The sequence below is a fragment of the Sandaracinobacteroides sayramensis genome, from assembly GCF_022014495.1.
GTDB lineage: Bacteria > Pseudomonadota > Alphaproteobacteria > Sphingomonadales > Sphingomonadaceae > Sandaracinobacteroides > Sandaracinobacteroides sayramense.
Genome location: NZ_JAKLSQ010000010.1, coordinates 259155 through 282756, shown reverse-complemented (window position 1 = coordinate 282756; position 23602 = coordinate 259155). Strand labels below are relative to the sequence as shown.

Sequence of the window (23602 nt, the reverse complement as noted above, 5' to 3'; positions counted from 1 at the left end):
CCGCTGCCACGGCGGCCCGTTTCCACCGGGACGGCGGCGCACCCACCGCTGCCGTTCCGGACCAGACAACATGCAAGTGAGTTAAAGTGATGACCAAGACTGCCGATCCGGCCGCCGAGGCGGCCAAGCCGCTCCTTCCGCTGTTCTACAAGACGCTCCAGCCGCTCCATGGCAAGGTCCATGGCGACTGGCGCCTCAAGCCGGGCGACTGCGCCTTTGCCGCGGACAGTCCGTTCGTGCCGATCGTGGTCGGCGAGCTGGCGGACGCGGCGCGCGATTATCCGGTGGTGTTCGCGGGCGATCCCGAGCAGCCGGTCCCGGTGGTGATCCTGGGGCTCGACCGGGTGAACCTGTTCGTCGAGGACGGGCAATGGGACAAGGGCGCGCATATCCCGGCCTATGTGCGGCGCTATCCGTTCAATTTCCTGTCGGTGCCCGAGCCGGAGGGGTTCGCGCTGACGATCGACGCGGGCTCTGATCGGGTCGCGCGCGGGGGCACGGAGGGCGCGGCCTTGTTCGAGGACGGCAAGCCGTCCGAGGTGACGCGGCAGATGCTGGCGTTCTGCAATGCCTTCCGGGTCGAGGCGGACGCGACCAGGGCGTTCACGCTGGCCTTGAAGGCGCAGGGCCTGCTGGTCGACGGGACGGCCAATGCGACCTTGCCCAATGGGCGCACGCTCGGCCTCAACGGTTTCCAGATCGTCGATACGGAGAAATTCTCGAAGCTGCCGGACGCGGTGGTGCTGGACTGGCACAACAGCGGCTATCTGGCGTGGGTCTATTATCACATGGCGTCGCTGAGCCGCTTCAAGGCGCTTTATGCCCGGCAGGTGGCGCGCGGCGCCGTCACGCAGGCGTCACCCGTCCCTGCTTCGGACACCGACACGGCCGGCGTCGCGCCTGAAAGCGACGCTCCGGCCACCAAATCCAAATCGAAGAAAGTCCCCGCATGACCTCCCGTTCCTTCCCTGCCCTCGCTCTCCTTCTCACCCTCGCAGCCCCCGCTTCCGCGCAGACCATCGGCGGTGCGCCGACGGGATCGGCGCCGGCCGCCCCGGCGCGTCCGGCGGCGCAGCCGCTCGGCGGTCCGGTGGTGCCGGGTGTGTGCCTGCTCTCGCGCGAGGCGATCTTCGCCAATGCGGCGGTCGGCAAGGCGGCGAGCGCGCGGCTCAACGAGCTGACGCGCGCCGCGCAGGCCGAGATCGACCAGCAGCGCACGCCGCTGGAAGCGGAAGCCAAGGCGCTCGAAGGGCAACCGGACAATGCGCAGATGAAGCAGCGCCGCGAGACGCTGGCGACGCGCTGGCAGGCGCTCCAGCGCCAGGCGGCACACAACAGCCGCGAGATCGAGGCGACGCGGGCGAAGGCGATGGACCGCATCGCCACCGACGCGCAGAGCGTGATCGCGCAGGTCTATGGGCAGAAGAAATGCGGCCTGCTGTTCGATCGCGGGGCCGCGCTCGGCGGCAATTTCGCGAACGACCTGACGGCGGACGTGGTGAAGGGTCTGGACGCGAAGATCCAGACGATCAGCTTCGAGCGCGAGCGGCTGCCGCAGCAGCAGCAGCCCGCGCCGGGCGCGCGCTGACGGACGGGAAAAGGAGACGGTCTCATGCTCCTCCTCGCCGCCATCGCCATCGGGGCGTTCCTGCTCGGCGCGATGGTCACGGGCATGTTCGCCTCGTTCGTCGTCGCGGGCCTGCACCATGAGGCGCAGAGCGTGATCGACAGCTACATGGGCACCCCGCGTCCCAAGCGGGACGAGGCATTGTTTCCCGCGGTGTCGTCGCTGCGGCTGCGCCATGCCAATGATTGAGGCGATGCCCGAGCGCCGGGGTTCCGGCGAGCTGCGCCGGGCGGCGGGCGCGTGGCTCGACACGGTGCGGGACAGCGCCGCCGCCGAGCCACGGGCGCCGGGCGCCCGGCTGCGGCGCAAGGGCCGTCCGCTGACGCGCGTGCAGCGGGGCTTCTTCGCCATGGCGGCGATGACGGTGGTGGGGTTTCTTTGGGTCGCGGTGATGGGATCGGGCGGATGATGGATCACAAGAGCTTCACGCAACGCCGAAGTGCGCGGCGCGGACGGGCGGCGCGCTGGCTCGGCGCCCTGTTCGGGGTCGGGGTGGCGGCGATGGCGCCTGCCTCCGCGCAGAGCGTGGCGCCGTCCGCCGCGCCGTCGGAATGGGTGGCTTATGCCGAAGGCGCGACGGCGGCGATCACGGCCTGGCTGCAAGCCGAGGACGAACCGGCGCGGCGTCTGCGCGCCTATCTCGACGGCACGCGCAAGTCGCCGGGCGAGCGCACGGCGCCGCTGGTGCTCAAGCTCTGGATCGATCGCGACGGGACGGTCTCGCGCATCGAGTTCACGCCCTTCGCCCATGCCGAAGCCAATGCCGATCTGCGTTCGCTCATCGTCGGGCGCAAGCTCGACGGCAAGCCGCCCAGAGACATGCTGCTGCCGATGCTGATCGCGGTCCAGCTCGACGCCGCGCCGGCGCCGCAAGGCGGGGCGCCCGGAGCCGGCAGGACGATATGATCCCGCGCTGCGTGGCGAGCGGTCTCGCGATCTACGCCGTGGTGGGGCTTCTCGGCTGGGGCGTGGTGAAACTCGCGGCCTGCGACCGCCCGGCCGCCCGCTATGCGCTCGACGACAGGGGATCGGGGACATGGTGATGCGCTGGCTGCGCCGGCTGGAGTGGCGGCGGTCCGATGCGTTCGGGATCGAGGTCGAGAAGGCCTGCGGGGAGATTTGCGCGGCGCATGGCGTCGGCGCGCTTTCCGCCGCGCGGCGGAAGGCCCGCCGCAACAACCAGTCGATCCGCCGCCAATGGGTGTGGAAGGCGGTGGTGGCGCGGCTCGAAGCGGAGCGCCGGGCGCAGGATCATGAGGCGCAGGCGGCATGACGATCGGCCCGGTCCTCTCCCACACGCTCGCCTTCGTCGCCGGCATGGCGGCGCTGCCGGTGATCCTGTGGACCATGATGAACGTCGTGCTGTTCCTGATCGGCGACGAGGAGTGCTGCGGCGGCGCGTGCCGGCATAAGCCTCGCGGCGGTCGCGTCTTTCGGCGCGGCGGCGCAGCCCGGACCGGACAGCCGCCGCTCTAGCGGATGACGGGCGCCGGTGGCGGCGCTACGGTCCTTGTTCGTTCAACCAAGAGAGTAAGAGTAAGTCATGACTGGTAATGAGCTTGTCGAGAAGATTGCCTCCAGCCTTTCGCTCACGAAGGCCGATGTGAAGAAGACGGTCGATGCGCTGTTCGCCGAGATCGGCGATGCGGCCGCGAAAGGCGAGGAAATCGCGATTTCGGGATTCGGCAAGTTCGTGCCGAAGAAGAGGCCGGCGCGCGACGGCCGCAATCCCGCCACCGGCGAGGTCATGACGATCAAGGCGGCCACCAATATCTCGTTCAAGCCCGCCAAGGCGCTCAAGGACAAGCTGAACGGCTGACGTCTTGCCCGAGGCCGAGGAGACGGGACATGGACAGCAACGAGCTTGTGCGGCGGATCGCGGCGGCGCGCTGTCTTCCCGAGATGGAAGCGCGCGCGATTCTCAACATGATGTTCCAGTCGATCTTCGCCGCCGCGAAGGACGGCGAGGAAATTTCGATCCTCGGTTTCGGGAAGTTTTCGGTAAAGTCGCGTCCGCGCGATGCGGAGGGACAGTGGATCGTGAGCGAGCCTGTCGTGATTCATTTCACGCCTTATTGGCCGGACACGCTTCCACCGGCCCTGGTGCCCAAGCTGCCGGCCCCGGGCGGGCCCGGCGGATTGTCGCCGGCCGCGACGCGCTGATGCGGGTGGTTTGCCGCATCGGAATACCCTGCAACAAGGAGGATTGAATGGCGCATACGTTCGAGATCTGGAAGGACAAGGCGGGCGAGTTCCGCGTCCGCTTCAAATATAACAGCGAGATCATGTTCTCGACCGAGGGCTACAAGAGCAAGGCGTCGGCGCAGAATGCGATCGACTCCATCAAGAAGAACGGCCCCGACGCGCCTGTCGAAGACAATAGCTGATCCTGGCGCGCGGCGTCGGGCCGGGGCAGCTCCGGCGGTCCGGTTCGATGCCGCGCGCGATCGGGCCATGCGGGTTCCGGGGGGAGCCTTGCAAAATATCAGAAATTTTATATATTGGGGGCATGGTTGAGCGTCCAGATCCGCTATTTCATCGATCCTGCTTCGAGCGATGGCTTCCTGCCGGACGTGGCGATCGCGCTACGGGCGGCCAGGGCTGCCGGCGACACGGCGGCAGCGAACATGCTCTATCGCGTGTGGCTCGACCATTTGGGCGAGACGCTCGCGTCGAAGTCCGCCCCCGCGCTCAAGCGCTATTTGAGTTCGCGGGTCTGGACGATGGTCGATGGCTTTCCGCTGTTTCGCACCAGCGGGCCGCCTTTCGTCGCTTACACGGCTTACGATCGGGCGGACGGCACGACCAGGGTCTTTGCCCTGGCGGCCTGCTATCAGCTACCGGGAGGCGGTGAAGCGCAATGGGCAAGCTCCGTGATCGCGCCGCGGCTCGTGGCGGCAAGAAGACTGAGGATATTATGAGCTTGAAGCTGAACCGTAAGGCCAAGGAGGCCTTCGTCCTTCCCGTTCTATCCGACGATCCCGAGACGGCGGTTCCGCTGGGCGAGGCGCTGCGGCATTTGCAGACGCACGATCCCGCCTTGTTCGCAGAGCTGGGCGTCGATCCGGTCGCTCTGGAGATCGGCGTCCAGATCAAGCAGGCGCGGATTCGGGCGGGCCTCACGCAGAAGCAGCTCGCCGAGGCGAGCGGCATTCCGCAGGGCGCGATCAGCGACATCGAGCGCGGCAAGGGCAAGGATGGTCCGAGCTATCGCACGGTGAAGGCACTCGCCGACGCGGCCGGCGCCGATCTCGCGCTCAATCCGCGCGATGGGGAGCCCGAGACCGCGCCGCAGGAGGAGCCTGTGCTGCACAAGGTCGGCAATGGCGGGACGCTCACGCTGACCGATATCGTCGTCGGCTCGGGGGTGCTGCTGGCGCCCGCGCTCAAGTCCATCCTGCCGGAGCTGGCGATGAAGACGCTCGCCGCCAAGATCCGGGCCGTGCTGCTGGCGGCGCCGGGCCGTGAAAGCCTCCCCGTGCCGCGTGGCCGCAGCGAGCTTTGGGAGCTTGAGGCGCATGGGCGGGCCAAGGTGAAGGTGTCCGAGCCGTCGATCGTGTTCATCATCGATGGCCCCGCGGTCGTCACCGGCCGCGACATTCTCTCCGACCGGGTGGCGTTCGCGACGGTAGCCGAGGCGATCCAGCTTGCGAACACGGGTGGCACGTCCGCGCAGGTCGCGGCGGTCCCGGTCAATGCGCCGTTCCTGCGCGAAGCCGTGGGCGCCTGAGCGCACCGATGATCAAATATGCGGGGGTGCTGTCGAGCCTGTTCGGGCTGCTCGCGGGGATCATCGGCTTCTGGCCGGAGATCTCGAAGCTCCAATATGTGAAATGGGGCGAGAAGCTGCGCGGCGAGAAGGACAGGTTCGGCGCGGACCCGGCCAGCACGCGGGCGCTCGATGAGATCGAGGCGGACCTGGCGACGGCGAGCAAGCCCACATATCGCGAGCAGCGCCGCCGTGTCGGCTGGGCCTTGGCGTCGTTCGTCCTGTGCCTGGTCTTCCTGGCGATTTCGGTGCTGGACATTCGCCCCGACTGAGCGCGGCGGATCGTCAGCCCGCGGCCGATCAGTGTCTGCGCGTTTGCTGAAGCACCACGCGGCCATCGATCCATCCTCGCCAGCGATCGAATTTCGGACCGCTCTTGAGGGTATAGCTGAAGATGGCCCTCGATCCGTCCGCTGCTATGGTGCAGCGAATGTCGGAAGCGTTGTTGACGCTATGCCCAACGAACTCGCAACTGTCGATCTTGTAGCCGGTCTCGGCTGGAAACTCCGCAGGTGGATAGCTGCGCTTGGTGATGCTGAACCAGTCATGGTCGTCCTTCACCCGGTCGATGCTGAACGATCGCGAGAGCTGTTCCGGCAGCGCCGGCACGCTGCCGGCCTTTGTGTCATCGACGAATGTGGCCGGGTCGGCCAGCGACGGACCGAAGGCCGTCAACATCTGCCAGCAGCCGTCGGTCGAATGCTTCGCGATCTCTGCTGCGAGCGGCGATGCGGCGAGGCTGCTCATTGGAATCACGGCATTGATGCCGAAAACCGGCCGCCTGTTTCCGTCGAGGTCTTCCCACTCGGTTATGCCGCCGAGGATGACCCCGACGACATAGCCGCTGCCGGAGAAGGCGGGTGCGCCGCTTTCGTTGACGGTCACGGAGATGCTGGTCTGCCATTTCTTCGGTTGGCTGTGATTGCGCAGGAGGCCCTCGTTGATCCCGAGTTCCTCGTCGAGGGGATAGCTCAGCACATAGAGCCTGCTGCCCGGCGGTGTCAGATTGTCCGGCGTCAGCGCTGCGACCGGGCAGAATGGGCGTGGACTGATCGCCGGGCTGATTTGCACCAGGGCGAGATCACGGTCGGGATCGCGCGCGATGACGGTGCCGCTCAGCGGCTGCGCCTTGCGCGACCCCAATCGCACGTCGATGCGGGTTGCCTGATAGCGGCCGCCGAAATCGGGCACGCCATGTTCGGCGGTAAGCACGAGATCGTCCGCGACGAGGAGACCGGAGGCATTCGCCGCGGCTTCGCTTATGCCCGCGAAGTCGGTTCCGACCGTTTGGAGCTGAGCGGCGCGCGCCGCGAACAGGGCGTAGATGATCGTCGCCGGATCGGGCGGCGGTGCTCCGGCCGGACCTTCGGGTGCCGATGGCGGGCTGCTTTGGGCCAGGCCCGCATCCGGGGCGCTCATCAGCGTGACGGCCGCGCCGCAGAGGATCAGGCGGCGGATCGCTTCGCTCATGTCAGGCGGCCTTGTAGAAGGTGCGCAGCGCCTCGATGTCGAGCGCGCTCAATTGACCATTCCCCCGCCAGTTGGCGTTGCAATAGTTCATGATCGAGTTCGGATCGTAGCGGGTCACTTGATAGTCGCCGACCGCGCCTTGCTCCAGTTCCTTGCAAGTGTCGGGCGCATCGCTGCGATTCTGCTCGTGGGTGAAGCCGAGCGCATGACCGAACTCATGCACGGCGATCGCATAGATGCAGCTATCGACGGTTTGCTGGCATTCGGTGCGCCACTTGGTGAAGCCGAAATTGAGCGTCATGCCGGGGTTTCGATTGTTGATGAACCGGCCGATCCACTCGACATGCGGTGCCGCCGTCTCGTCTGCGACCCGGATGCGAATGCCGACCGGCGCGCTGCCGCACGCGCCCCAGCCGGTGAATTTGATTGGCCCGTGATGCTCCCATGTCTCCGCGACCGCACGGCGCACCAGCGCGCGGTGTGGGGCATTCTCCGGCGCCATATCCAGCCAGCACACGCTGATCGATGAGGTTTTCCAGCGCGAATTGCGCAGGACCGAGCCGAACAGCTCCTCCTTCGACTGACCGCTCGGCAATGCCTGCCGATCCTGCGCTCCGACCGGCAGGGTCAGAAGCGCTGCTGCAATCGTCATGGCGATGGTCTTGACGTGCAATTTCATGGTTCCCCCAAACCAGGATGTCATGCGGCAAAAGGCGCTCGGCCCGCGCGGCTCGTCGATATATCCGTTCTGGTTGCGACCTGTCAGATTTCTATAGAATACTTTTCAACACTGCTATTGCTGCATTTCAAGCGCCGAAATAAAGTCAGAGATAGAATCTTTCGGGGGGAAGAAGGCTATGTCAAATCGAAGAATAGGCGCGCTGTTTTCCAGCGCCGCCATGCTGCTGGCGGGCTGCACCTCGCTGTCGACCACTGCCGACCGCTCGACGGGGGCGACGAACAAGGCTCTGGTCGGTGTGCCTTACAGCCTGCCGATGCTTCAGTATGACATCAAGATCACCCGGACGCTGGCGCAGTGCGTCGATCCGACGACCAAGATTCCTGCCCTGAAGTTTACGATGACCGCCGAAGCCACGCCGCATTATGTCGCTGGCGAGACGTTCGTCATCGACTATCGGCGCCTCGCGGGGTTCACCAAGATCACTTCCTTCGCGATCGAGTATCAGGAGTCGTCCAATATCCTGAAGTCGATCAATGCGACCGCCGAGGACCGCACGGCCGAGATCATTGGCAACACGGTCAAGACCGCGGTCGGCATCGCATCGCTCGCCGCCGGTGTGCCGGGTGTCAGCAAGGCCCCCGATGGCACGCCGCTGACCGCGCCGGGCGGCATACTTGTGTGCGGTCCGAAGACGCAGGGACTGCTCGATGCGGTCACGCTGGCGGCTGACAATGTGAAGACCAAGGCCGAGGCGCTGAAGAAAGCGACCGCGAATGTCGACGCTCTGGCGTCGCGTGCCGCGTCGCTGAGCGATGCCGACAAGACCGAACTCACCAAGCGGGTCGGGCTTCAGACCGACGCGATCAAGGCGCTCGCGACTGCGCAATCCGCGCTCGACCAGGCCAAGGACAAGATTTCGCTCGTGACCGCGATCCGCTGGCCGCGGGCGATGGATGATGACGCCGATATGTTCCTCGCGGAGGGCGCGGCCATGGCCAAGCTGACGCGCCTGGTCGCTTGGTCGGCGCCGGTGCCTGGCGCTGATCTTGCCGACAATGCTTGCGACGCGGCCGATCAGGTTTCGGCGTGCGTTTCCAAGAAGCTCGGCATTTTCGTCAAGCTCGATCGTTTCGTCGCGGCGCCTGAGATCGCGTCGCCGGGCAAGGGCCGGCGATCGCCGATTCAGGAAGTTTCCAACGATGCCGCCAAGGGCGTTTTCATCAGGCCGCCCGTGCAGGGCCGGTTGCTGATCTGCGGCGACGTATCGCAATCCGACTGCCGCGAAGACGGCCCGGTCCTGCTGCTCAAGTCCGATGACGTATCGGTCCCTCAGCTCGGCACCTTGCGCTTTCTCCCATTCGAGAATCACGCCTTTCAGAACAATGCGCTGGTGCTGACGCTGGCGGCCTCCGGGGATGTCAGCAAACTCGAATACAAGAATCTGAAGGCTCAGGGAGAAAGCGCGTCGGCGGCTGCGTTGGCGGCGGTGACTGACATCCGTGGCTTCGCCGATTCGCTCAGCGCCAAGCGTGCCGCCGACAAGAAGGCGGCGGCTGACGCGATCGTCGCCGATCGCACCGGGCAACTCGCGGCAATCCAGTTCGAGATCGATCGGTTGCAGAAGGAAAATACGCTGACCGCGCTTCAGGAACCCTCGGCCATCGCGGTCATGCAGAATGAGACCGCTGAGCGAAATGCCCGGATTGCCTTGCTCCAGGCTATATTGTCCGAGCGGCAAGCCGAGGCAGCGCTATTGCAGTAGAGCAGCCATGCCCGGCGATGGCGGCTGCTGCATGGGGTCGGCTTCGACGCCGTGCCGAAAGCTATGAAGAAGGGTCGATATGGCGTTTGATCGCATTGACAGGCTGGTGACGGAAGAAGGCTTCGCCTTCCAGGCGTGGAATGACCGCTACAGCAAGGGCGTGTGGGCCGCGCTCGGACTATGGGAAAGCCAGATCGACACCGTGCGCGATCTGTCGGGCGCCGGAGACTTGGACATGATCCCGGCGATGCAATATATCTTCTCCGCCGACTGGCTTCCCTATGTGACCGGCCGAACCCTTGCTGAAGCGATGCAGCAGTTGGAGGAACTCCTGGCGCTCCTTCCGCAAGATCAGCTCAAACACGGCAGCCAATGGGCCAACCTCGTGTCCACGGCCATTGAGGCTTTGTCCGAGGCGACGAACGGGCGTTCACGCTATGGCGACAAGGAACCCGAACCGCTCGACGATCTCCCCGAGACGTTCGAGCTGGCTGTCGAACGGTTTGCGGCATCCGGCACGCAGCAAACGGCATGACCGAGGACAGCGACGACCGGACGAGAGCTTGAAGCGCGTCGCCATCGGCTTGCGCTATGTTCCCTTAATGTTCTATTCTTGGTCCCTGCCGCCAGTGTGGCGATTCGAATAGACCAGGAACCTGTCATGCAGCACGATCTTTGCCTGCGTGCGGCTGCGCGCGCGATCTATGATGCCTGCTTCCCGACCGAGGAGCTGGCCCCGGTGGGCTTCGACGACGCCGAGCGATATGGGACGATCCACTATCGCCGGGCTGTCGAGGCTGCGCAGAAGGCGCGGATGCACCTTCAATATGACCGGGAGATGCAGCCGAGCCTGTTCTAGGCGGCTCAGGCGCCGAGGAAGCCCCAGCCGCCCGCGCGGCCCCGATAGGCGCGTGTCAGGGTGTCCAGACGCTGGGGCTCATGCCCCGTGTCTGACGAAAGGCGGCACTATGCCGGCCGGGCGCCCTTATCCCGCACGAGGATGCTGCTTCACTCCCGTTCATGCAGCCTGAAACCGGAAGCGTCGGCGGTGCCAAGCTCCGGTCGCAGCGTCATGCCGGGAAACGCATAGTCCCCGCCGTTCAAGGGGCGGTAGGGGATCGGCGCGATGGTCTCCAAGGTCTGCATCCGATCGCGCAATGCGCTGCTGGCGGTCTCGAACCCCGCGGCGTCCAGCCTGTCCGTTCCCCAGACGATGAAAGGGGGTAACACGTCGAACCCCGGATAGTAGAGGATGCCGTGATTGATCGGGAACAGGACGTCCTCGATCGGCCCGCAGATTCCTCGGGCGGAATAGTTGTCCGGCTGGCCGCCGACCGAGACGAGAAGCATGGCGCGCTTGCCGGCGAACACGCCTTCGCCATAGCGGTCGCCGCCGCGATGTTCGTCGGACACCCCCACGCCATATGCGAAACCCGCGGCATAGACGCGCTCGACCCAGCCCTTGAGGATGGCAGGCATCGAATACCACCAGAGGGGGAACTGGAGGATCATCATATCGGCCCACAGGAGCTTGGCCTGCTCCGCCTTCACATCGTCCGTGAGCGTGCCTCTCAGGAAGGCGGCGCCCGAAGCGTAGGGAACCCGCATCCGTTCGTCCGGCGCAAGCGTTGGAAAGTCGGAGCGATCGATATTTGATTTCCACCCCATGGCATAAAGGTCGGAAACCTGCACTTCATGTCCCAGGGCGGTAAGTTCGCTGGTCGCAACATCGCGCAGCGATGCGGTCAGCGATTGCGGTTCAGGGTGGGCGAAGGCGATGAAGACTTTCATGCGGATCATATAATATCTGCATTTGGACCCTCATGTTACGCAACGCCCCATCCGGAGCCTTATTTTGTGGGGGCATGGAGTAGGATAGCGCTGCGTTTCATCACTCTTCGGGCCGCGCATCCCGCCAGGCGCTGGGACTCATGCCCCGCGCCTTGCGGAAGGCGGCGTTGAACGTCGATTTCGCGTTGAACCCGACTTCTTGCGCGATGGCGAGTGCCGTCCTGTCCGATTGCAGCAGCAGGTCGCAGGCCGCGTCGATCCGCAAGCCGTTCACATAGTCGAAGAAGCTCACGCCGCGCCGCTGGTTGAGCGCCTGGCTGAGATAGCCGGGCCGGACACTCGCCGCCTCGGCCAGATCCTTGAGCGTCAGCATCGGGTCGGCCCAGAGCTGCCCGTCGGCCATAGACCGGTCGAGGCGATCGAGAATCCGGTCGAGATCGGCGTCGGCCAGTCCCGACCGCGCATAAGCGGGCCGCGTTCCGGCAGGCGGCGCGGGCGCGTCCGGTTCACCATCGTCGACCGAGAGGGCGTCATCGACCCATTCGGGCAGCGGCGGCTCCACCGTGAGGCCGTGAACGGCAATGCCGAAGATCACGGCCAGCAGGAACAGATCGTCGGCGCGGCCGCTCAGCAGCTCGACGCCGAACCCGGCGGCGATCATCTCGCCGAGCTGGACGAGGAAGATGCCGCCGAGCAGCGCGGCCGTGACCACGAACCCGCGAAGATCGCCGCGTCCCTCGGTCGAATAGATCGCGGCGAGCCGCGCCCGGTGCCGGCGCAGCCGGATGGCGATGGCGAACGCGCTGGCGAGCGTGACCGCCAGCCATGCCAGCCAGAACAGCCCGACCGAAACCACGGCCGCCAGCAGCAGGGGCGGGGCGAGGTCCGGCACATCGCCGGCGAGCAGGGCTTGCCGGGCGGCGGGCGCGACCAGCAGGAACGGCAGTAGCAGCACACCCGGCGCCAGCGCCCATAGCCAGTCGCGCCGCGTGGCGGCCGTTCCAGTCAGGCCGTCGAGATACCGGCGCAGCAGGATCGGCAGGGCGGGCAGCAGCAGCAGCTCCCAGCCGGTGAGCCAGCCGGGCAGATCGTTCCCGGCCAGGCCGGGCAGCAGGAACAGGGTCAGCAGCAGCGCGAACAGCGCCAGCGCCCCGAGCGCCGCGCCGAGGCGCGGCCGATCGCGCCGCCGCAAATGGAGCGCGAACGCCGCCATGAGGCCGATGCCGATCGAAAGGGCGGTGATGTCGGTCGCGGTCATACCCTGTCCGAGTGCAACAGTTTGCCGCCAGCGGCAACGACCGGGCCGACTGGATCGCGACCGGGCCGCTTGGACCGGACGACGATCACACGCGCCGCAGCCATGTCCAGGGCGTTCCCAACCCACCCAAGGACCGCTTCCTATGCCTTCCGTTCGCTTGCTCGCCCGTCTCTCCGTATCCGCCGCCGCCATGCTCCTCGCCGCGCCGGCCGCCTTCGCGCAGAGCGACTATTTCTTCGGCGATTCCGATCTGGAGCAGGGCAATTTCCAGATCATCGGCGGCCTCACCCCCGAGGACCGCGCGCCTTATTATTGCGAGGGCGGTCTGTGCCGGGATTCCAACGGCCCGGCGTGGATCGAGCATGTTTCGCCCGGTGTGGTGCCGGCACTCGCGGCAGAGCCGCCCTATCGCTCGCTCAATTTCGCGGTCTCGGGCGCGCATATGACCGGGCGGGGCAGCGACGATCTTCCCGTCGACAGCGGCGTGACGCGCCAGATCGAACTGTTCGCGCAGCTACAGGACAGCGGCGCGATCCGTGTCGGCGGCGATGACCGTTTCTTCATCCATGCCGGGACGAACGACCTCACGCGCCTGCTGGCGGAGGACGCGCCCGAGGCGATCCAGGCGGACATCGTGACCGCCGCGACCGGCCATGTCGCCACGCTCGGCGCGCGCGGGGCGCGCACGATCGTCGTCGCGACCGTGCAGCCCGTCCAGTATCTGCCGATGCTCGGGGGCGACGAACTGGCGGGCCTGCGCGGGGCCATCGGCGGCCTGGTCGATGACATCAACGCCGATCTCGTCGCCTCGCTTACCGCGCTGCGGCCGACGCTGCCGACCGGCACCAATATCATCCTCGTCGATCAGGGCGCGTTCTTCGAGCATCTGCACCGCGATCATGCGAAGCTCGGCTTCTCGACCTTCGACACGCCCTGCTACGACGCCGACACGACCGGCCTCTGTTCGACCGATCCGGCGGCGCAGGATGCCCATGTCTTTTTCGACAGCAATCACCTGACCGCCGCCGGCCACAGGCTTCTCGCGGATTGGTATCGCGCCACGCTCCATGCCGCCTCTGGCGAGGCGGCGCGTGATGCCGGGCGCATGATGGACGCGGTTTTCGGCAGCGCCGACCGCATCGCGCGCGAGACCGATGCCGCCCGCGCCCTGTTCGCATCGAGCGGGACCGGCCCGTTCCTGTTCGCCGCGCCGATCTTCGCGACCACCCGCTACGATGGCGATGCCGGGAACGGCCTGCGCCTGCGCCAGCGCGGCGGCCTTCTTGGCGTGCAATGGTCGCTCGGCGCGCATGGCTTCGCGGCGCTGTCCGGCGCCTGGCTGGAACAGCGGGCACGGATCGAGGCGGCCGACAGCTTCAAGGCGCGCGAATGGTCGGTGTCCGGCGTGGCGGGCATGACGCTCGGCGATGCCGCCAGCGTCGCGCTCCACGCCAGCTATGCCCGGCCGCGCTTCACCGGCTTCGCGCGCGATGCCCACGCGCTCGATCTGGTGGCGAGGGGCGAGACCAAAGGCGAACGCTATGGCGTCGGCGTCGCGCTGGCCGGCGGGACGATGCTCGCACCCGGCCTGCGCCTCTCCTCGCAATCCCGGCTCGACTATGTGCATGGCCGCATCGACGGCTTCGCCGAACAGGGCGCGGACGGCCTCGCGCTGCGCTACGATCGCCAATCCGCGGACGTGCTGGCGCTGGACACGCGCGCCCGGCTCGGGCTGGCGCTGGTCGACCGGCCCGGCAGGCTCTCCATCATCCCCTATGTGGAGTTGCGCGACCGGGAATTGCTCGCCGGCGACACGCACCGCATCGGCTCGACGCTGATCGGTAATATCGCCAACAGCGCGACCCTGCGTAGCAAGACGCTGTTCGGACAGGGCCTGACCCTTGGCGGCGGCGCCGACCTTGCCATCGGCGGTAAGCTGCGCCTCGGCCTCTCCTACGAACGCGCGGTGAGCGGACCCGGCGAGCGCAGCCATGCCGCCGCGCTGCGCCTGGCTGTTGCACTGTGACCGGCGGGAGACCTGTCATGCGCTTCCTTCTCGCCTGTGCCGCTTCCCTTGCTCTTGCCGCCTGCGCGAGCGGGATTTCGGCCTCGCGCGCGGCCGATCCCGCCCGAGACGGCCCGACCGTGATCTTGGAAGCCGGCCTCGGCGACGGCGCGGCAAGCTGGCGCTCGCTTCGCGCCGCGCTGCCGGACAATCTGCCGGTGTTCACCTGGAGCCGCGCGGGCTATCGCGGCGGCGCGGTCGGCACGCTGATCGGCGGCGGGCCGCTCTGGCCGTCCGATGGCGACGGCCGGCGCACCGGCGCGGAGATCGCCGGGCACTTACGCAGCAAGCTGGCCGAAGCGGGCGTGCCACCGCCTTATGTGCTGGTCGGCCATTCGATCGGCGCCAATTATGTGCTGAGCTTCGCCAAAGCCTATCCCGGTGAAGTGGCGGGGCTGGTGCTGGTCGACCCGCGGCTCCCCGGCTTCACCCGGAGTTGCAAGGCCGAGGGGCTGCGGCCATGCGAAATCCCGCCCTTGCTCGCGGCGCTGCTGTCGCCCGCCGAGCGGGCCGAAATTCGGGGACTGGACCAGACCGAAGCCGATCTCGCCGACCTGTCTGCCATCCGCGACATTCCCCTGACGATCCTCACCGCCGAGCGCGGAAGTCCGACCAAAGACCCACGGATGCGCGCGCTCTGGCAAGCGCAGGCTGTGCGCTTCGCCGAACGGTTCACCCACGCGCGGCATATCGTCGTGGCCGGTAGCGGCCACTATATCCACCGCGCGGAGCCGCAGCGTGTCGCCGCCGAGATCCTGAGCATGGTGCGCGCGATACGATAACGGCAGCCGACATGCTCACTCACTGATCGTTTGCCGCCATCAACATGGGGGGAGCACCCCGCCTCGTCGTTGCGGGAAGCGTATTCAAAGCCGAAAATGGAACCTCCAGCTTCTCGGCAACACCTGCCTTCCGCGCGATAGCGACGATCTCGTTCTCCCATTTCAGGAACCATGCTGCCTTCTCGTCTTCCAGCTCATAGCCGTCATAGATGCGTTCGAGCCCCGACTTGAGGTGATTGAGCATGGCCTCCGCCGTCTCGAAGTCGACCTTGAGACGCTTGGTGTTGCTTCGCGCGGTGCGACGGAAATCGTGCGGATTGAACTTCTCGACCTCTCGCTTGGCATACTCGGCCATGCGCGCGAGCACGCGGTCTCTGGCCTTATACCAGCCGGACTTGCGTGGCCCTTCGACCTTTTCCGCGGGGAATACCCATTCGGAGTTGGAAGCCATCAGCCATTGGCCCCATGGTCCAAGAGCAATGGAGTGGGCACTGCTGTTCTTCACGCGATCCGAGGTGATGGTCCAGACGCCGTTCTCGATCTCGTCGGTGCGGGCATAGATTAGCTCGGAAATCCGGACGGCGGTGAGCAAGGCGAGGATCAGCCCCCGACGAAAGTCGCGCTTCTCCTCGGCGACGGCTTTCAGGAACCATCCGATTTCCTCAAGGCTTAGCTTTCGCTTCCGAGGTGATTCGGGAAACCGGAGATCGCCGAGCCGTTTGGAGGGATCGGTCTCCAGCCCGACCTCCAATCCCCGCAGGCTGGCCGCCCAACCAAAAAAGACCTTCAGCTCGGCCGCGAGCCGGTTAGCGCGCACCTTCGCCGTCTTGCCCTTCTTGGTGACAAGATCGATCAGATTCTTCTCGGTGACGTCGTAGATCGACGTCTTCTTGAGCCTGGCGGGAATGTCCCGTGTGTAGATTTCCAGCTTGTCGGCGATCGTGCGCGGCTTGTTCTTCCGCTTCGCGCGGGAGGCTCGCCCTTCGTTGACGGCCACCATGTAAAGCTCATGGGCGCGCGCCACCGTCATGGCGGCGCGTTCCTCCTGGGCGCGCAACTCCTCTCGGGGATCGATGCCGGCATCGATCTTCTCGTTGAGGTTTCCGGCCCATTCGCGCGCTGCCGGGATGGTCTGCGCCGGGAACGCGCCCAAGGTCATACGCACCAGCACACGGTTTCCCGCCATGCGCCGTTCGTATTTCCAGACCTTCTTGCCTGATGCTTGAGCCTCGATTCGTAAGCCAAGCGTATAGGGATCTCGCAGCGCGCCGGTTTTGAGGCTGTCGATCGATCCAGGCGTTAATCCATAGCTCCTTGCCATAGCGGACTCCACGGTCCGCCCGCCACGCGAGAGAATGCCATGAAAAACATGGAGAAACTACACATCCGGCATGTGACCAGACATGAGACCAGAGCCGTCTAACCCGGTCCAGCCAGGTCGAACTGAGTCCAACTGGCTAGAAGATGGCTCGATCATCGTTTCCTCGTATTCTCCGTGTGTTAGGGCGGAAAAACGAGGATTATCGAGCGCAGGAATGGCTGGGGCGGGAGGATTCGAACCTCCGAATGACGGTACCAAAAACCGCTGCCTTACCGCTTGGCTACACCCCAATGCCGGTTGTCTCGAGAAGGGCGGGCTCATTCGGCCCCGCGCCGACCGGAGGCGCGCAAATAGCGGGAACATCGGGGGCTATCAAGCCCCCTTTTCACCGGATTCAGGCAATGCGCGCTGAAGTTTCCGCCGTCGATGCCCAGAGCAGCCCGAAATAGCCGATCAGTGTGACGCAAAGCCAGACAAGCCCGGTTCCCGGTAGCAGGATCGCCGCGAAATTGGGAATTGCGACAAGCGCCAGCACAAAGGGAAGCGGCCGTGGCCAGCCCCAGCGCGCATAAAGATAATGGTGCAAATGGTCCCGCCCCGGAGTGAAGGGGCTCTTGCCCTGCGACAGGCGGAAGACGATCAGGCGCAAGGTGTCGAACACCGGCACGGCGAACAGCAGCGCCATGTCGTCGGCGCGCATATCGGCAAAGCCATGATTCCACGCATGGATCGCAAGCAGGCCGAACAAGGCGGACAGCCCGTAGCTGCCGCTGTCCCCCAGGAACAGGCTGCCCTTCATGTTGAACCAGAAGAGAATGGCCAGTGAGCCGGCAACCGCCGCTACCAGTGGCGCGGTGGAGTCCGGGGCCCGCACCAGAAGCACCAGAGACCAGATCAAGGCCTGGCCTATCACCATGCCGTTCTTTCCATCCGCCATGTTCACCGCGTTCAGCAGGCCCACGAAGCAGAGCAAGGTAAAGCCGATGCCCAAGATACCGGGCATGAGCAGCAATTCGGCCTGCCCGGAGAACAGAAGAAAGGAAATCGAAAAATCCGGCACTTGGGAAAGCGCTGCGATCAGGATCGCGGAAGCGACTGCAAGCCGCACTCTGGCGGTCAGGCCAAATCGGTCATCTAAAGCGCCGACGAGAGAGAGCCCAACGACCGTCATGAGGAACCACAACAGCAACGTATGCCCATCATCTCCAGAGGACATAAGTAGCAACAAAGTAGCGGCAACTACGGTTCCAACCAGCGCGATACCGCCGACCAATGGGGTCGGCCTGACGTGCAATTTACGCCCACCGCTTGGATCGGGGTAATCCATAAGGCCCAGAACATGGCCGATCCGTTCCGCGTTCATCCCCACCAGCAGTGCGATGAACGCCCCGACAAGCGCCATGATGAGCAACATCGTCATCAGCGTGTCGCCAACACTGCAACCGTGGCCACCGATGTGGCCAGCTGGGCTATAATAGTCGTTACATCGCGGATGACGGAGAGGCGATAGAGCGGATCGATATTCTTGGGGACAATGATCGTGGTACCCGGCGGCGGCGTCGCCCCCACATTGCCACCCCACCCACCAGAGCGGACCGGCTGTGCCATTCCATTGGGAAGCACCATGAATATGCGACCGTCATCGGCAGTCGACAATGTGCCGCCAGCTTCCCGCACATAGGTTCCCGCCGGCTTGCCGGCGACGAACTGCAACGCGCCTGGATTGTTCACGTCACCCAGCGCCAACACGTAATTCGGCCTCTTGGGCACATGGAGACTGTCACCAGATTCCAATATGGTGTCCAGGTCAGGCCGCAATTCCAGAACACGCGGATCCGCTTCCACGACCATTCGGCCCGGCGCTTCCGCTTGCGACAAAGTCTTGATGAGAGCTGCCGCTCCGGCGAGACCTTCACCACTCGATTGTCCGGAACGCGCAGCAATCGCCAACAGGCTGTTATTCAGTTCGCGCGCGGTACGCCGGAAGCCCTCTTCCTGCGCTTCCCTCACGCTGCGACGTGTAAAAACCGCGCCATAGGCATAGGCATAATCGGTCAGGCCACCAGCCCGGGCTATAAGTTGGGAAAGTGTCTCACCCTTGCGGATTGTGTAAAGTCCAGGACGCGCCACTTCTCCAGACAGCAGAATGCCAGAACCCTCGAATGTCGGCTGCTGAGCATTGAAACGAATATCATCGCCGGGATTAAGTTGGGTGAATGACAACAGACCATTCTGATTATCGATCTGCACGCGTTCAGCGCCAAGTCCCGAGGCGCGATTGACATCCAGCACGAGGTTCCGAGCACCGGCAAGCAATCCATCGGCTACCAGAGAGATATCGCGTGCGCTCGCTCCATTTCCACCGATTGGGTAGGCTCCCGGATTCCGAACAGCACCACCGACACTGACAGAATGTTCAAGAAGAACCGGAAGCAATTCAGGCTCGGCCTCGAACACTTTCGGGCACAAAGGGATTTCCTCGTCCCGGCGATCCATGGGCAATGATTCCGCCGTGGCAAGATAAGTGACCTGCCGGCTGCTCTGTCCCAGCGCGGCACCAACCCCGCCCAATTGCGCGCCTTCTTTCGATACAATAACGAAACCGCCACGGGTAACCGCATTGAAACGATTAGCTTCCGTATCTTTTACCAGAGAGGAAAGGCGTCGAAGAGAATTGCACTGCTGCAGAGGGTTGGGCTGCCCCAGCACGATCTGCCGGACCGCAGCGCTGTTCATGAAACCGATATCCGCGCGTGAAAACAGAAACAGTCGGTCTTCGCTCTGCAGGGCCTTGGAAGGGCGTTCGCGGAGTTCCCGGGCGAGATTTATCACCTCAAACACACGGGCGCCACTGGAGGGATCCCGGCGGACAAGAACCGCCGCCAGTTGATAGGTGTCCGCTCTCAGATCTTCGGGAGAACCGACCAGTTCGGCAATCGTGCCCGCCGCGACCAGAGGGCGGGCGCCCACATTTTCCACATTGCCGGCAAGCTGCACCCGTCCGGTAGCGCCACCCGTTGAACCTCCGACGATCTGTACCGCGTCTCCGCCCATGACCGGTAATGAGGATGATGCGGCATGCTGGAAACTCTCGCTTCCATCCTTGCCAATCCGGCTTAGCACCACCTGACCGCCGCGCTGGCGGATTGCCCCACCAGCAAAAGCCACGACGGATCCAACCGATGGCGTTCCTCTCAGTTCGTAGATTCCAGGTCTTGCAACCGCACCACTTACGGCAACCGTAGGGCCTATCACCGGAACGATCAGCCTGTCCCCATCGCGCAGGCGAATGGAAGGAGGCGAGCCAATCCCCAGCAGGCCGTAAAGGTCCACCAGGACCGTTTCGCCTCCGGCGCGCACAAGGCGCACTTGCCGCAGCGAGCCCGATCGCCGCACGCCTCCGGAGCGCGCAATCGCCGTGCCCACGTCCGACATGGAAGTAAGCGTGAACTGGCCGGGCCGCTCCACCTCGCCCCCCACGAACACGCTGATGGCGCGAACTTCGCCCACCGATACGGACACATCCGTGGCAAGCATGGTCTTGCGCGTTTCCGCTTCCAGGTCCCGACGCACGCTGCCGAGCGAACGCCCCGCCGCCTGAATCGGACGCAATCCGGCCGCGATGACATGTCCGTCGCGATCGACCCGGACGGTCTGGCTACGATTGGTAGCGCCCCGGAAGCTCACCTGCATTTCGTCGCCAACGCCCAATATATAATCATCACCGATGGCACCGGCCCTTGTGCCGGTCGGCGGCGGGGCGCCCTGAAAGAAATCATAGCCGAACTGGCGCAGTGTCGGCTCGTTCAGCCGCCTGCGATAGTCACGTTCCACCTCGGAAGGTTCGTAGAGTTCGACAAGCTGGCGCCGGGCCTCTGCCCGACGGACCTCCTGCTCCTCGTGCGTATCGACACGGGAGGTGGACATGGACAAGCCGGCACCTCCATCCTGAGGCACCGCGCTCGTCTGCGGCGACGCATTTGTTATCCCCGATGCCATCCCCGAAAGGGGATCGGACCCGAGTTGGGACTGAAGGGAACGCAAGACATCCGGGTCAATCGACTGTGCAGGGGCCTGCATGGCAAGCGCGCAGCCCGTCGCCGACACCAGAAGCTTCCACAACGCCAGCCGCTGTCGTCCGATCGGGTAACCCAAATCCAGATCTCCTGAAGATTTCGCGCCGGTTTAGGAATCTGTGCTGCGCCGGTCAACCGGATCGGCATGCAGCACATCGCAAAGAGCCGTTTTGCATCCCGGAAAGAATGCGAAAACAGAATTGGGAAAACGGCCGAATTCAGTCTCGGGTAATCAGGCGCCCAACCTCCGCGCTGGCGATCGAATTCGCGGCCAAATGCTGGTTGACCTGTTCCAACGCGCCCTGGCCTGCGGAAAGGCCGACCCCCTGGCCGAGCGGCGCAAAAAGCAGCACCGCCACCAGCAACCCGAAGATGGCTACATTCCACATTTTCGCGGATATGCTCTTTCTCGCAAATCGAGCCGTTGCGGCTCGGACGTTGTCCGTCATCTTCGCCTCTGCTTCTGTGTCCCCACTCAACGGGACAGTAGCTTCATGCCGCTTCATCGTTACAATATGCCTAGCCTGGCAACATTCGAACTTCGACTTCACCGAACCAAAGCTTCCAATGTCGGCCTACACATGGGCGAAATGCCAAGCGGCCTTAACAATAGCCTCCAGACAGACATTCAAGCAATTCCGCAGGAAGCATTTTCGACATATTATGCGACAGGTTCGCCGTGGTTAACGACCAATTCGCCGTAATGCAACATCGTTTGGCACCGAAATGGGGCAAAAAAGCGGACAAACTGTTGCGCGACATTTCACAAACATGACTCGAAATTCCCCTGCGGGCGAAGCTTGCGCCTGATCGGCAAGCCGTCAGGTCGCCCCCAGGGGAAGCGGTGCCACAGATAGCCGAGGGTCTTCAGACTTGCGGCTAGCGGTGCGTTCAGGCAAAATCGGTCAGAATGTCTGACGCATCTTCGCCACCTCAAACCGTTTCGCACGCTTCTGCCCTGTTTTTGCGCGAGCCTGAAATCCGACGAGGCATCGAGCTTCTCTATTTCGGCTATTCCAATATGATCCGGGGAGCGGACAATATACTGGACACCCGCAAACTCGGCCGAGCCCATCATAGGGCGCTCTACTTCATCGCCCGCCAGCCTGGGCTCGCCGTTTCCGACCTGATCCGCTTGCTGGCGATCACCAAGCAATCCCTGTCGCGCGTGCTTGCGGACTTGGTGCGACTAGGGCTGGTCGAACAGAAAGTCGGCACGCTCGATCGCCGGCAGCGGCTTCTCCAACTCACCGAAAACGGCCGTAACCTGGAAGCAGAGCTGTTCGATGCCCTGCGCGAACGCATGGCTGGTGCCTATGCCGCCGCCGGGCAGCAAGCCGTAGGCGGTTTCTGGTCCGTGTTGTCCGGTCTCATTCCGCCTGCTGACCGGGCGATGGTGGAAGAACTGGACCGCTTTGCCCGCCACACGGGCGCAGGCGAGCGAAAAGCGCCGTAAGGCCGGGCAAGCCGATCAGGTCCGGCGAAAGCCCCTCCGTTTCCGCCCGTTCCGCCCGCTCGAGGAGTTGATCGAGAGACGCCATGGTGGCGGCCATGTCGGGACTATCGTCCGCCCGCCAGGCTGCAAACGCCTGCCAGATGAGCGCCGTCAACGCCGCCAGCTTAAGCGGCCCGCGCGCGCCGGCCAAATCCATGCCCGACGCCCGCGCCAGCCGCCTTATCTGCAAACCAGCCCTGCACACCACCAGCAGTGCGATGCCCGGATCGCGGCTGGAACGGATCGCCAGCACGGCGGCACGATGGGCCTGCAAATGATCGAAGCCCTGCATTATGCCGTCAAACAGCCGCTCCTGAACCGAGCCAGCAGAAACCGCGGCAAGGGCTGCCTCATCCGCCACCTTGTCCTGAAAGGCGGCCAGAGCATCGAACCGATCCCCCAGAACCGCCTGCAAGCCGGCATTGGAAAGGCCGCAAGCTTCTGCCACCATTTGCGCTGTCGCCTGCCGCCAGCCTACTTGGCCAATCGTCGACAGCCAAGCCTCCAGAACCTGGGCACGGCTCGAAACCATTCAACTGGCCTTTGCGATGTCGCGTTTGCTCGCCGAATCTGCCAACCCATCGGCCTGTGTCGCCAGAGCCCGTGAGCGTTCGGCGGCCGCCCGCACAGTGGAGCGCAGCAAGCTGGACAGCAGGCCATCCCCATCCAGCATGTCCAGCCCGGCCTGCGTCGTGCCGTTGGGGCTGGTCACCTGTTGGCGCAGAACCGCCGGAGACACATCCGATTGCTGCGCCAGTTCCGCCGCACCGGCCACCGTTTCAAGTGCCAGTTTCTGCGCCAGTTCCGGTTCCAGCCCGGCAGATTCAGCGGCACCCGCCAGCGCCTCGATGAAGCGGAACAGGAAGGCCGGGCCGGATCCGGAAACCGCCGTCACGGCATCGAATTTCGACTCGTCTTCCAGCCAAAGGGTCGTGCCTGCGGCTTCCATCAGCCATTCCGTGGCTTTGACGTCTTCGTCCGCGGCGCCATTTGCATATAGCGCCGTGACGCCCCGCCCTATCCGGGCGGGGGTGTTGGGCACGATGCGAATGACCGGCGCGCCTGGGAAAAAAGCCCCAAGCGTATTCGTGCGCACGCCGGCCAGCATCGAAACAATCAACGGCGGCGGACGCAGCAACCGTCCCAGCCCCGGCGCCAGTTGCGGCAGGAGCTGGGGCTTGATTCCAAGGACCATCAGCGTCGGGTCGGCAGCCGGCCCGCAGGCGCTGATCGCATCCGGGACAACTGCGCCGGTGAAACCTTTGGGAAGCCCCGTCGGCGCCGGATCAACGACGGTCACCGCTTCGACCGGCAGGCCCGAGTCCAGCCAACGCCCCAGCAACGCCCCACCCATCGCGCCACAGCCCACAAGCCATATGCGGCGCAGTCGCCAGTGATCCGGAATGAGGACGAAGTTGAACATGATGCAAATGTCCTAGGGGCAGCCCGTTGCAACAGCAAGACGAGCCGTCCTGAAGACTGTCACAAAGAGTCACCGCCAGCC

The 23602-nt window shown here is 64.7% G+C and carries 30 protein-coding genes and 1 tRNA gene; 20 read left to right on the top strand and 11 right to left on the bottom strand.

Annotation, left to right across the window (positions count from 1 at the left end; translation table 11 throughout):
• Positions 1-89: 89 nt before the first annotated feature.
• The 14 genes from L6Q21_RS09545 (at position 90) to L6Q21_RS09480 (ending at position 5668) form a co-directional block, all read left to right on the top strand.
• Entirely contained in the window at positions 90-953 is an 864-nt protein-coding gene (locus L6Q21_RS09545) for a SapC family protein (RefSeq protein WP_237830513.1), read from the top strand.
• The gene (locus tag L6Q21_RS09540; RefSeq protein WP_237830512.1) at positions 950-1588 is read left to right on the top strand and encodes an OmpH family outer membrane protein; all 639 of its coding nucleotides are present in this window, start codon (positions 950-952) and stop codon (positions 1586-1588) included. The genes L6Q21_RS09545 and L6Q21_RS09540 overlap by 4 nt, the downstream gene beginning before the upstream one ends.
• A 24-nt stretch (positions 1589-1612) precedes the next feature.
• Positions 1613-1816, top strand: coding sequence for a hypothetical protein (locus tag L6Q21_RS09535; protein WP_237830511.1), 204 nt, complete (start codon positions 1613-1615; stop codon positions 1814-1816).
• On the top strand, positions 1809-2036 hold the full coding sequence (locus tag L6Q21_RS09530; protein WP_237830510.1) for a hypothetical protein: 228 nt from the start codon (positions 1809-1811) through the stop codon (positions 2034-2036). The genes L6Q21_RS09535 and L6Q21_RS09530 overlap by 8 nt, the downstream gene beginning before the upstream one ends.
• Positions 2033-2533, top strand: coding sequence for a hypothetical protein (locus tag L6Q21_RS09525; RefSeq protein ID WP_237830509.1), 501 nt, complete (start codon positions 2033-2035; stop codon positions 2531-2533). The genes L6Q21_RS09530 and L6Q21_RS09525 overlap by 4 nt, the downstream gene beginning before the upstream one ends.
• The gene (locus L6Q21_RS09520) at positions 2530-2670 is read left to right on the top strand and encodes a hypothetical protein (RefSeq protein ID WP_237830508.1); all 141 of its coding nucleotides are present in this window, start codon (positions 2530-2532) and stop codon (positions 2668-2670) included. The genes L6Q21_RS09525 and L6Q21_RS09520 overlap by 4 nt, the downstream gene beginning before the upstream one ends.
• A complete protein-coding gene (locus L6Q21_RS09515) occupies positions 2664-2900 on the top strand; it encodes a hypothetical protein (protein WP_237830507.1) in 237 nt (78 codons plus the stop codon). Before L6Q21_RS09520 ends, L6Q21_RS09515 begins: the two co-directional genes overlap by 7 nt.
• Complete coding sequence (locus L6Q21_RS09510) at positions 2897-3103, top strand: hypothetical protein (protein WP_237830506.1); 207 nt, start codon at positions 2897-2899, stop codon at positions 3101-3103. The genes L6Q21_RS09515 and L6Q21_RS09510 overlap by 4 nt, the downstream gene beginning before the upstream one ends.
• Before the next feature lie 67 nt (positions 3104-3170).
• Positions 3171-3446 carry an HU family DNA-binding protein gene (locus L6Q21_RS09505; RefSeq protein WP_237830505.1) on the top strand — a complete coding sequence of 92 codons (276 nt, stop codon included), beginning with the start codon at positions 3171-3173 and terminating at the stop codon, positions 3444-3446.
• 29 nt (positions 3447-3475) lie between these two features.
• The gene (locus L6Q21_RS09500) at positions 3476-3790 is read left to right on the top strand and encodes an HU family DNA-binding protein (RefSeq protein ID WP_237830504.1); all 315 of its coding nucleotides are present in this window, start codon (positions 3476-3478) and stop codon (positions 3788-3790) included.
• A gap of 47 nt (positions 3791-3837) precedes the next feature.
• A complete protein-coding gene (locus L6Q21_RS09495) occupies positions 3838-4014 on the top strand; it encodes a YegP family protein (RefSeq protein WP_237830503.1) in 177 nt (58 codons plus the stop codon).
• A 126-nt stretch (positions 4015-4140) separates the two neighbouring features.
• A complete protein-coding gene (locus L6Q21_RS09490; RefSeq protein ID WP_237830502.1) occupies positions 4141-4548 on the top strand; it encodes a hypothetical protein in 408 nt (135 codons plus the stop codon).
• Between the two features lie 2 nt (positions 4549-4550).
• Complete coding sequence (locus L6Q21_RS09485; protein WP_237830501.1) at positions 4551-5357, top strand: helix-turn-helix domain-containing protein; 807 nt, start codon at positions 4551-4553, stop codon at positions 5355-5357.
• Positions 5358-5365: 8 nt separating this feature from the next.
• On the top strand, positions 5366-5668 hold the full coding sequence (locus tag L6Q21_RS09480) for a hypothetical protein (protein WP_237830500.1): 303 nt from the start codon (positions 5366-5368) through the stop codon (positions 5666-5668).
• Between the two features lie 28 nt (positions 5669-5696).
• Here the strand turns inward: L6Q21_RS09480 and L6Q21_RS09475 are convergent, their stop codons facing one another.
• Positions 5697-6866 (bottom strand): S1 family peptidase, encoded by a 1170-nt coding sequence (locus L6Q21_RS09475; RefSeq protein ID WP_237830499.1) that lies wholly within the window; start codon positions 6864-6866, stop codon positions 5697-5699.
• Position 6867: 1 nt separating this feature from the next.
• Complete coding sequence (locus tag L6Q21_RS09470; RefSeq protein ID WP_237830498.1) at positions 6868-7545, bottom strand: M12 family metallopeptidase; 678 nt, start codon at positions 7543-7545, stop codon at positions 6868-6870.
• A 220-nt stretch (positions 7546-7765) separates the two neighbouring features.
• On the opposite strand from L6Q21_RS09470, the gene L6Q21_RS09465 reads away from it, so the two are divergent.
• The 3 genes from L6Q21_RS09465 to L6Q21_RS09455 all read left to right on the top strand — a co-directional run bounded on the left by L6Q21_RS09465 (position 7766) and on the right by L6Q21_RS09455 (position 10169).
• A complete protein-coding gene (locus tag L6Q21_RS09465; RefSeq protein WP_237830497.1) occupies positions 7766-9310 on the top strand; it encodes a hypothetical protein in 1545 nt (514 codons plus the stop codon).
• A gap of 79 nt (positions 9311-9389) precedes the next feature.
• Positions 9390-9845, top strand: coding sequence for a hypothetical protein (locus L6Q21_RS09460; protein ID WP_237830496.1), 456 nt, complete (start codon positions 9390-9392; stop codon positions 9843-9845).
• A 126-nt stretch (positions 9846-9971) separates the two neighbouring features.
• The gene (locus tag L6Q21_RS09455; RefSeq protein ID WP_237830495.1) at positions 9972-10169 is read left to right on the top strand and encodes a hypothetical protein; all 198 of its coding nucleotides are present in this window, start codon (positions 9972-9974) and stop codon (positions 10167-10169) included.
• Between the two features lie 149 nt (positions 10170-10318).
• Here L6Q21_RS09455 and L6Q21_RS09450 read toward each other — a convergent pair whose 3' ends face one another.
• Together L6Q21_RS09450 and L6Q21_RS09445 are read right to left on the bottom strand one after the other, a co-directional pair.
• On the bottom strand, positions 10319-11110 hold the full coding sequence (locus L6Q21_RS09450; RefSeq protein WP_237830494.1) for an NAD(P)H-dependent oxidoreductase: 792 nt from the start codon (positions 11108-11110) through the stop codon (positions 10319-10321).
• Between the two features lie 91 nt (positions 11111-11201).
• Positions 11202-12359, bottom strand: coding sequence for a helix-turn-helix domain-containing protein (locus L6Q21_RS09445; RefSeq protein ID WP_237830493.1), 1158 nt, complete (start codon positions 12357-12359; stop codon positions 11202-11204).
• Between the two features lie 142 nt (positions 12360-12501).
• Here L6Q21_RS09445 and L6Q21_RS09440 point away from each other — a divergent pair, with 142 nt between their 5' ends.
• Together L6Q21_RS09440 and L6Q21_RS09435 are read left to right on the top strand one after the other, a co-directional pair.
• On the top strand, positions 12502-14385 hold the full coding sequence (locus tag L6Q21_RS09440) for an autotransporter domain-containing protein (protein WP_237830492.1): 1884 nt from the start codon (positions 12502-12504) through the stop codon (positions 14383-14385).
• 17 nt (positions 14386-14402) lie between these two features.
• Entirely contained in the window at positions 14403-15206 is an 804-nt protein-coding gene (locus tag L6Q21_RS09435) for an alpha/beta fold hydrolase (protein WP_237830491.1), read from the top strand.
• Positions 15207-15225: 19 nt separating this feature from the next.
• On the opposite strand, the gene L6Q21_RS09430 is transcribed toward L6Q21_RS09435, so the two are convergent.
• From L6Q21_RS09430 to L6Q21_RS09410, 5 genes are all read right to left on the bottom strand, one after another.
• Positions 15226-16527, bottom strand: a complete 1302-nt coding sequence (locus L6Q21_RS09430) for a tyrosine-type recombinase/integrase (protein WP_237830490.1) — start codon at positions 16525-16527, stop codon at positions 15226-15228.
• 215 nt (positions 16528-16742) lie between these two features.
• Positions 16743-16817: transfer RNA gene (locus L6Q21_RS09425), tRNA-Gln, on the bottom strand.
• 104 nt (positions 16818-16921) lie between these two features.
• A complete protein-coding gene (locus L6Q21_RS09420; RefSeq protein ID WP_237830489.1) occupies positions 16922-17947 on the bottom strand; it encodes a glycosyltransferase family 4 protein in 1026 nt (341 codons plus the stop codon).
• Entirely contained in the window at positions 17947-20682 is a 2736-nt protein-coding gene (locus L6Q21_RS09415) for an SLBB domain-containing protein (RefSeq protein ID WP_237830488.1), read from the bottom strand. Before L6Q21_RS09415 ends, L6Q21_RS09420 begins: the two co-directional genes overlap by 1 nt.
• A 139-nt stretch (positions 20683-20821) precedes the next feature.
• Positions 20822-21052 carry a hypothetical protein gene (locus L6Q21_RS09410; RefSeq protein ID WP_237830487.1) on the bottom strand — a complete coding sequence of 77 codons (231 nt, stop codon included), beginning with the start codon at positions 21050-21052 and terminating at the stop codon, positions 20822-20824.
• A gap of 461 nt (positions 21053-21513) precedes the next feature.
• Here L6Q21_RS09410 and L6Q21_RS09405 point away from each other — a divergent pair, with 461 nt between their 5' ends.
• Entirely contained in the window at positions 21514-22059 is a 546-nt protein-coding gene (locus L6Q21_RS09405) for a MarR family winged helix-turn-helix transcriptional regulator (RefSeq protein ID WP_237830486.1), read from the top strand.
• Here L6Q21_RS09405 and L6Q21_RS09400 read toward each other — a convergent pair.
• Positions 21974-22549 carry a hypothetical protein gene (locus tag L6Q21_RS09400; RefSeq protein WP_237830485.1) on the bottom strand — a complete coding sequence of 192 codons (576 nt, stop codon included), beginning with the start codon at positions 22547-22549 and terminating at the stop codon, positions 21974-21976. The genes L6Q21_RS09405 and L6Q21_RS09400 overlap by 86 nt on opposite strands.
• 81 nt (positions 22550-22630) lie before the next feature.
• Positions 22631-23521, bottom strand: coding sequence for a pyrroline-5-carboxylate reductase (gene proC, locus L6Q21_RS09395; protein WP_237830484.1), 891 nt, complete (start codon positions 23519-23521; stop codon positions 22631-22633).
• Positions 23522-23602 lie beyond the last annotated feature (81 nt).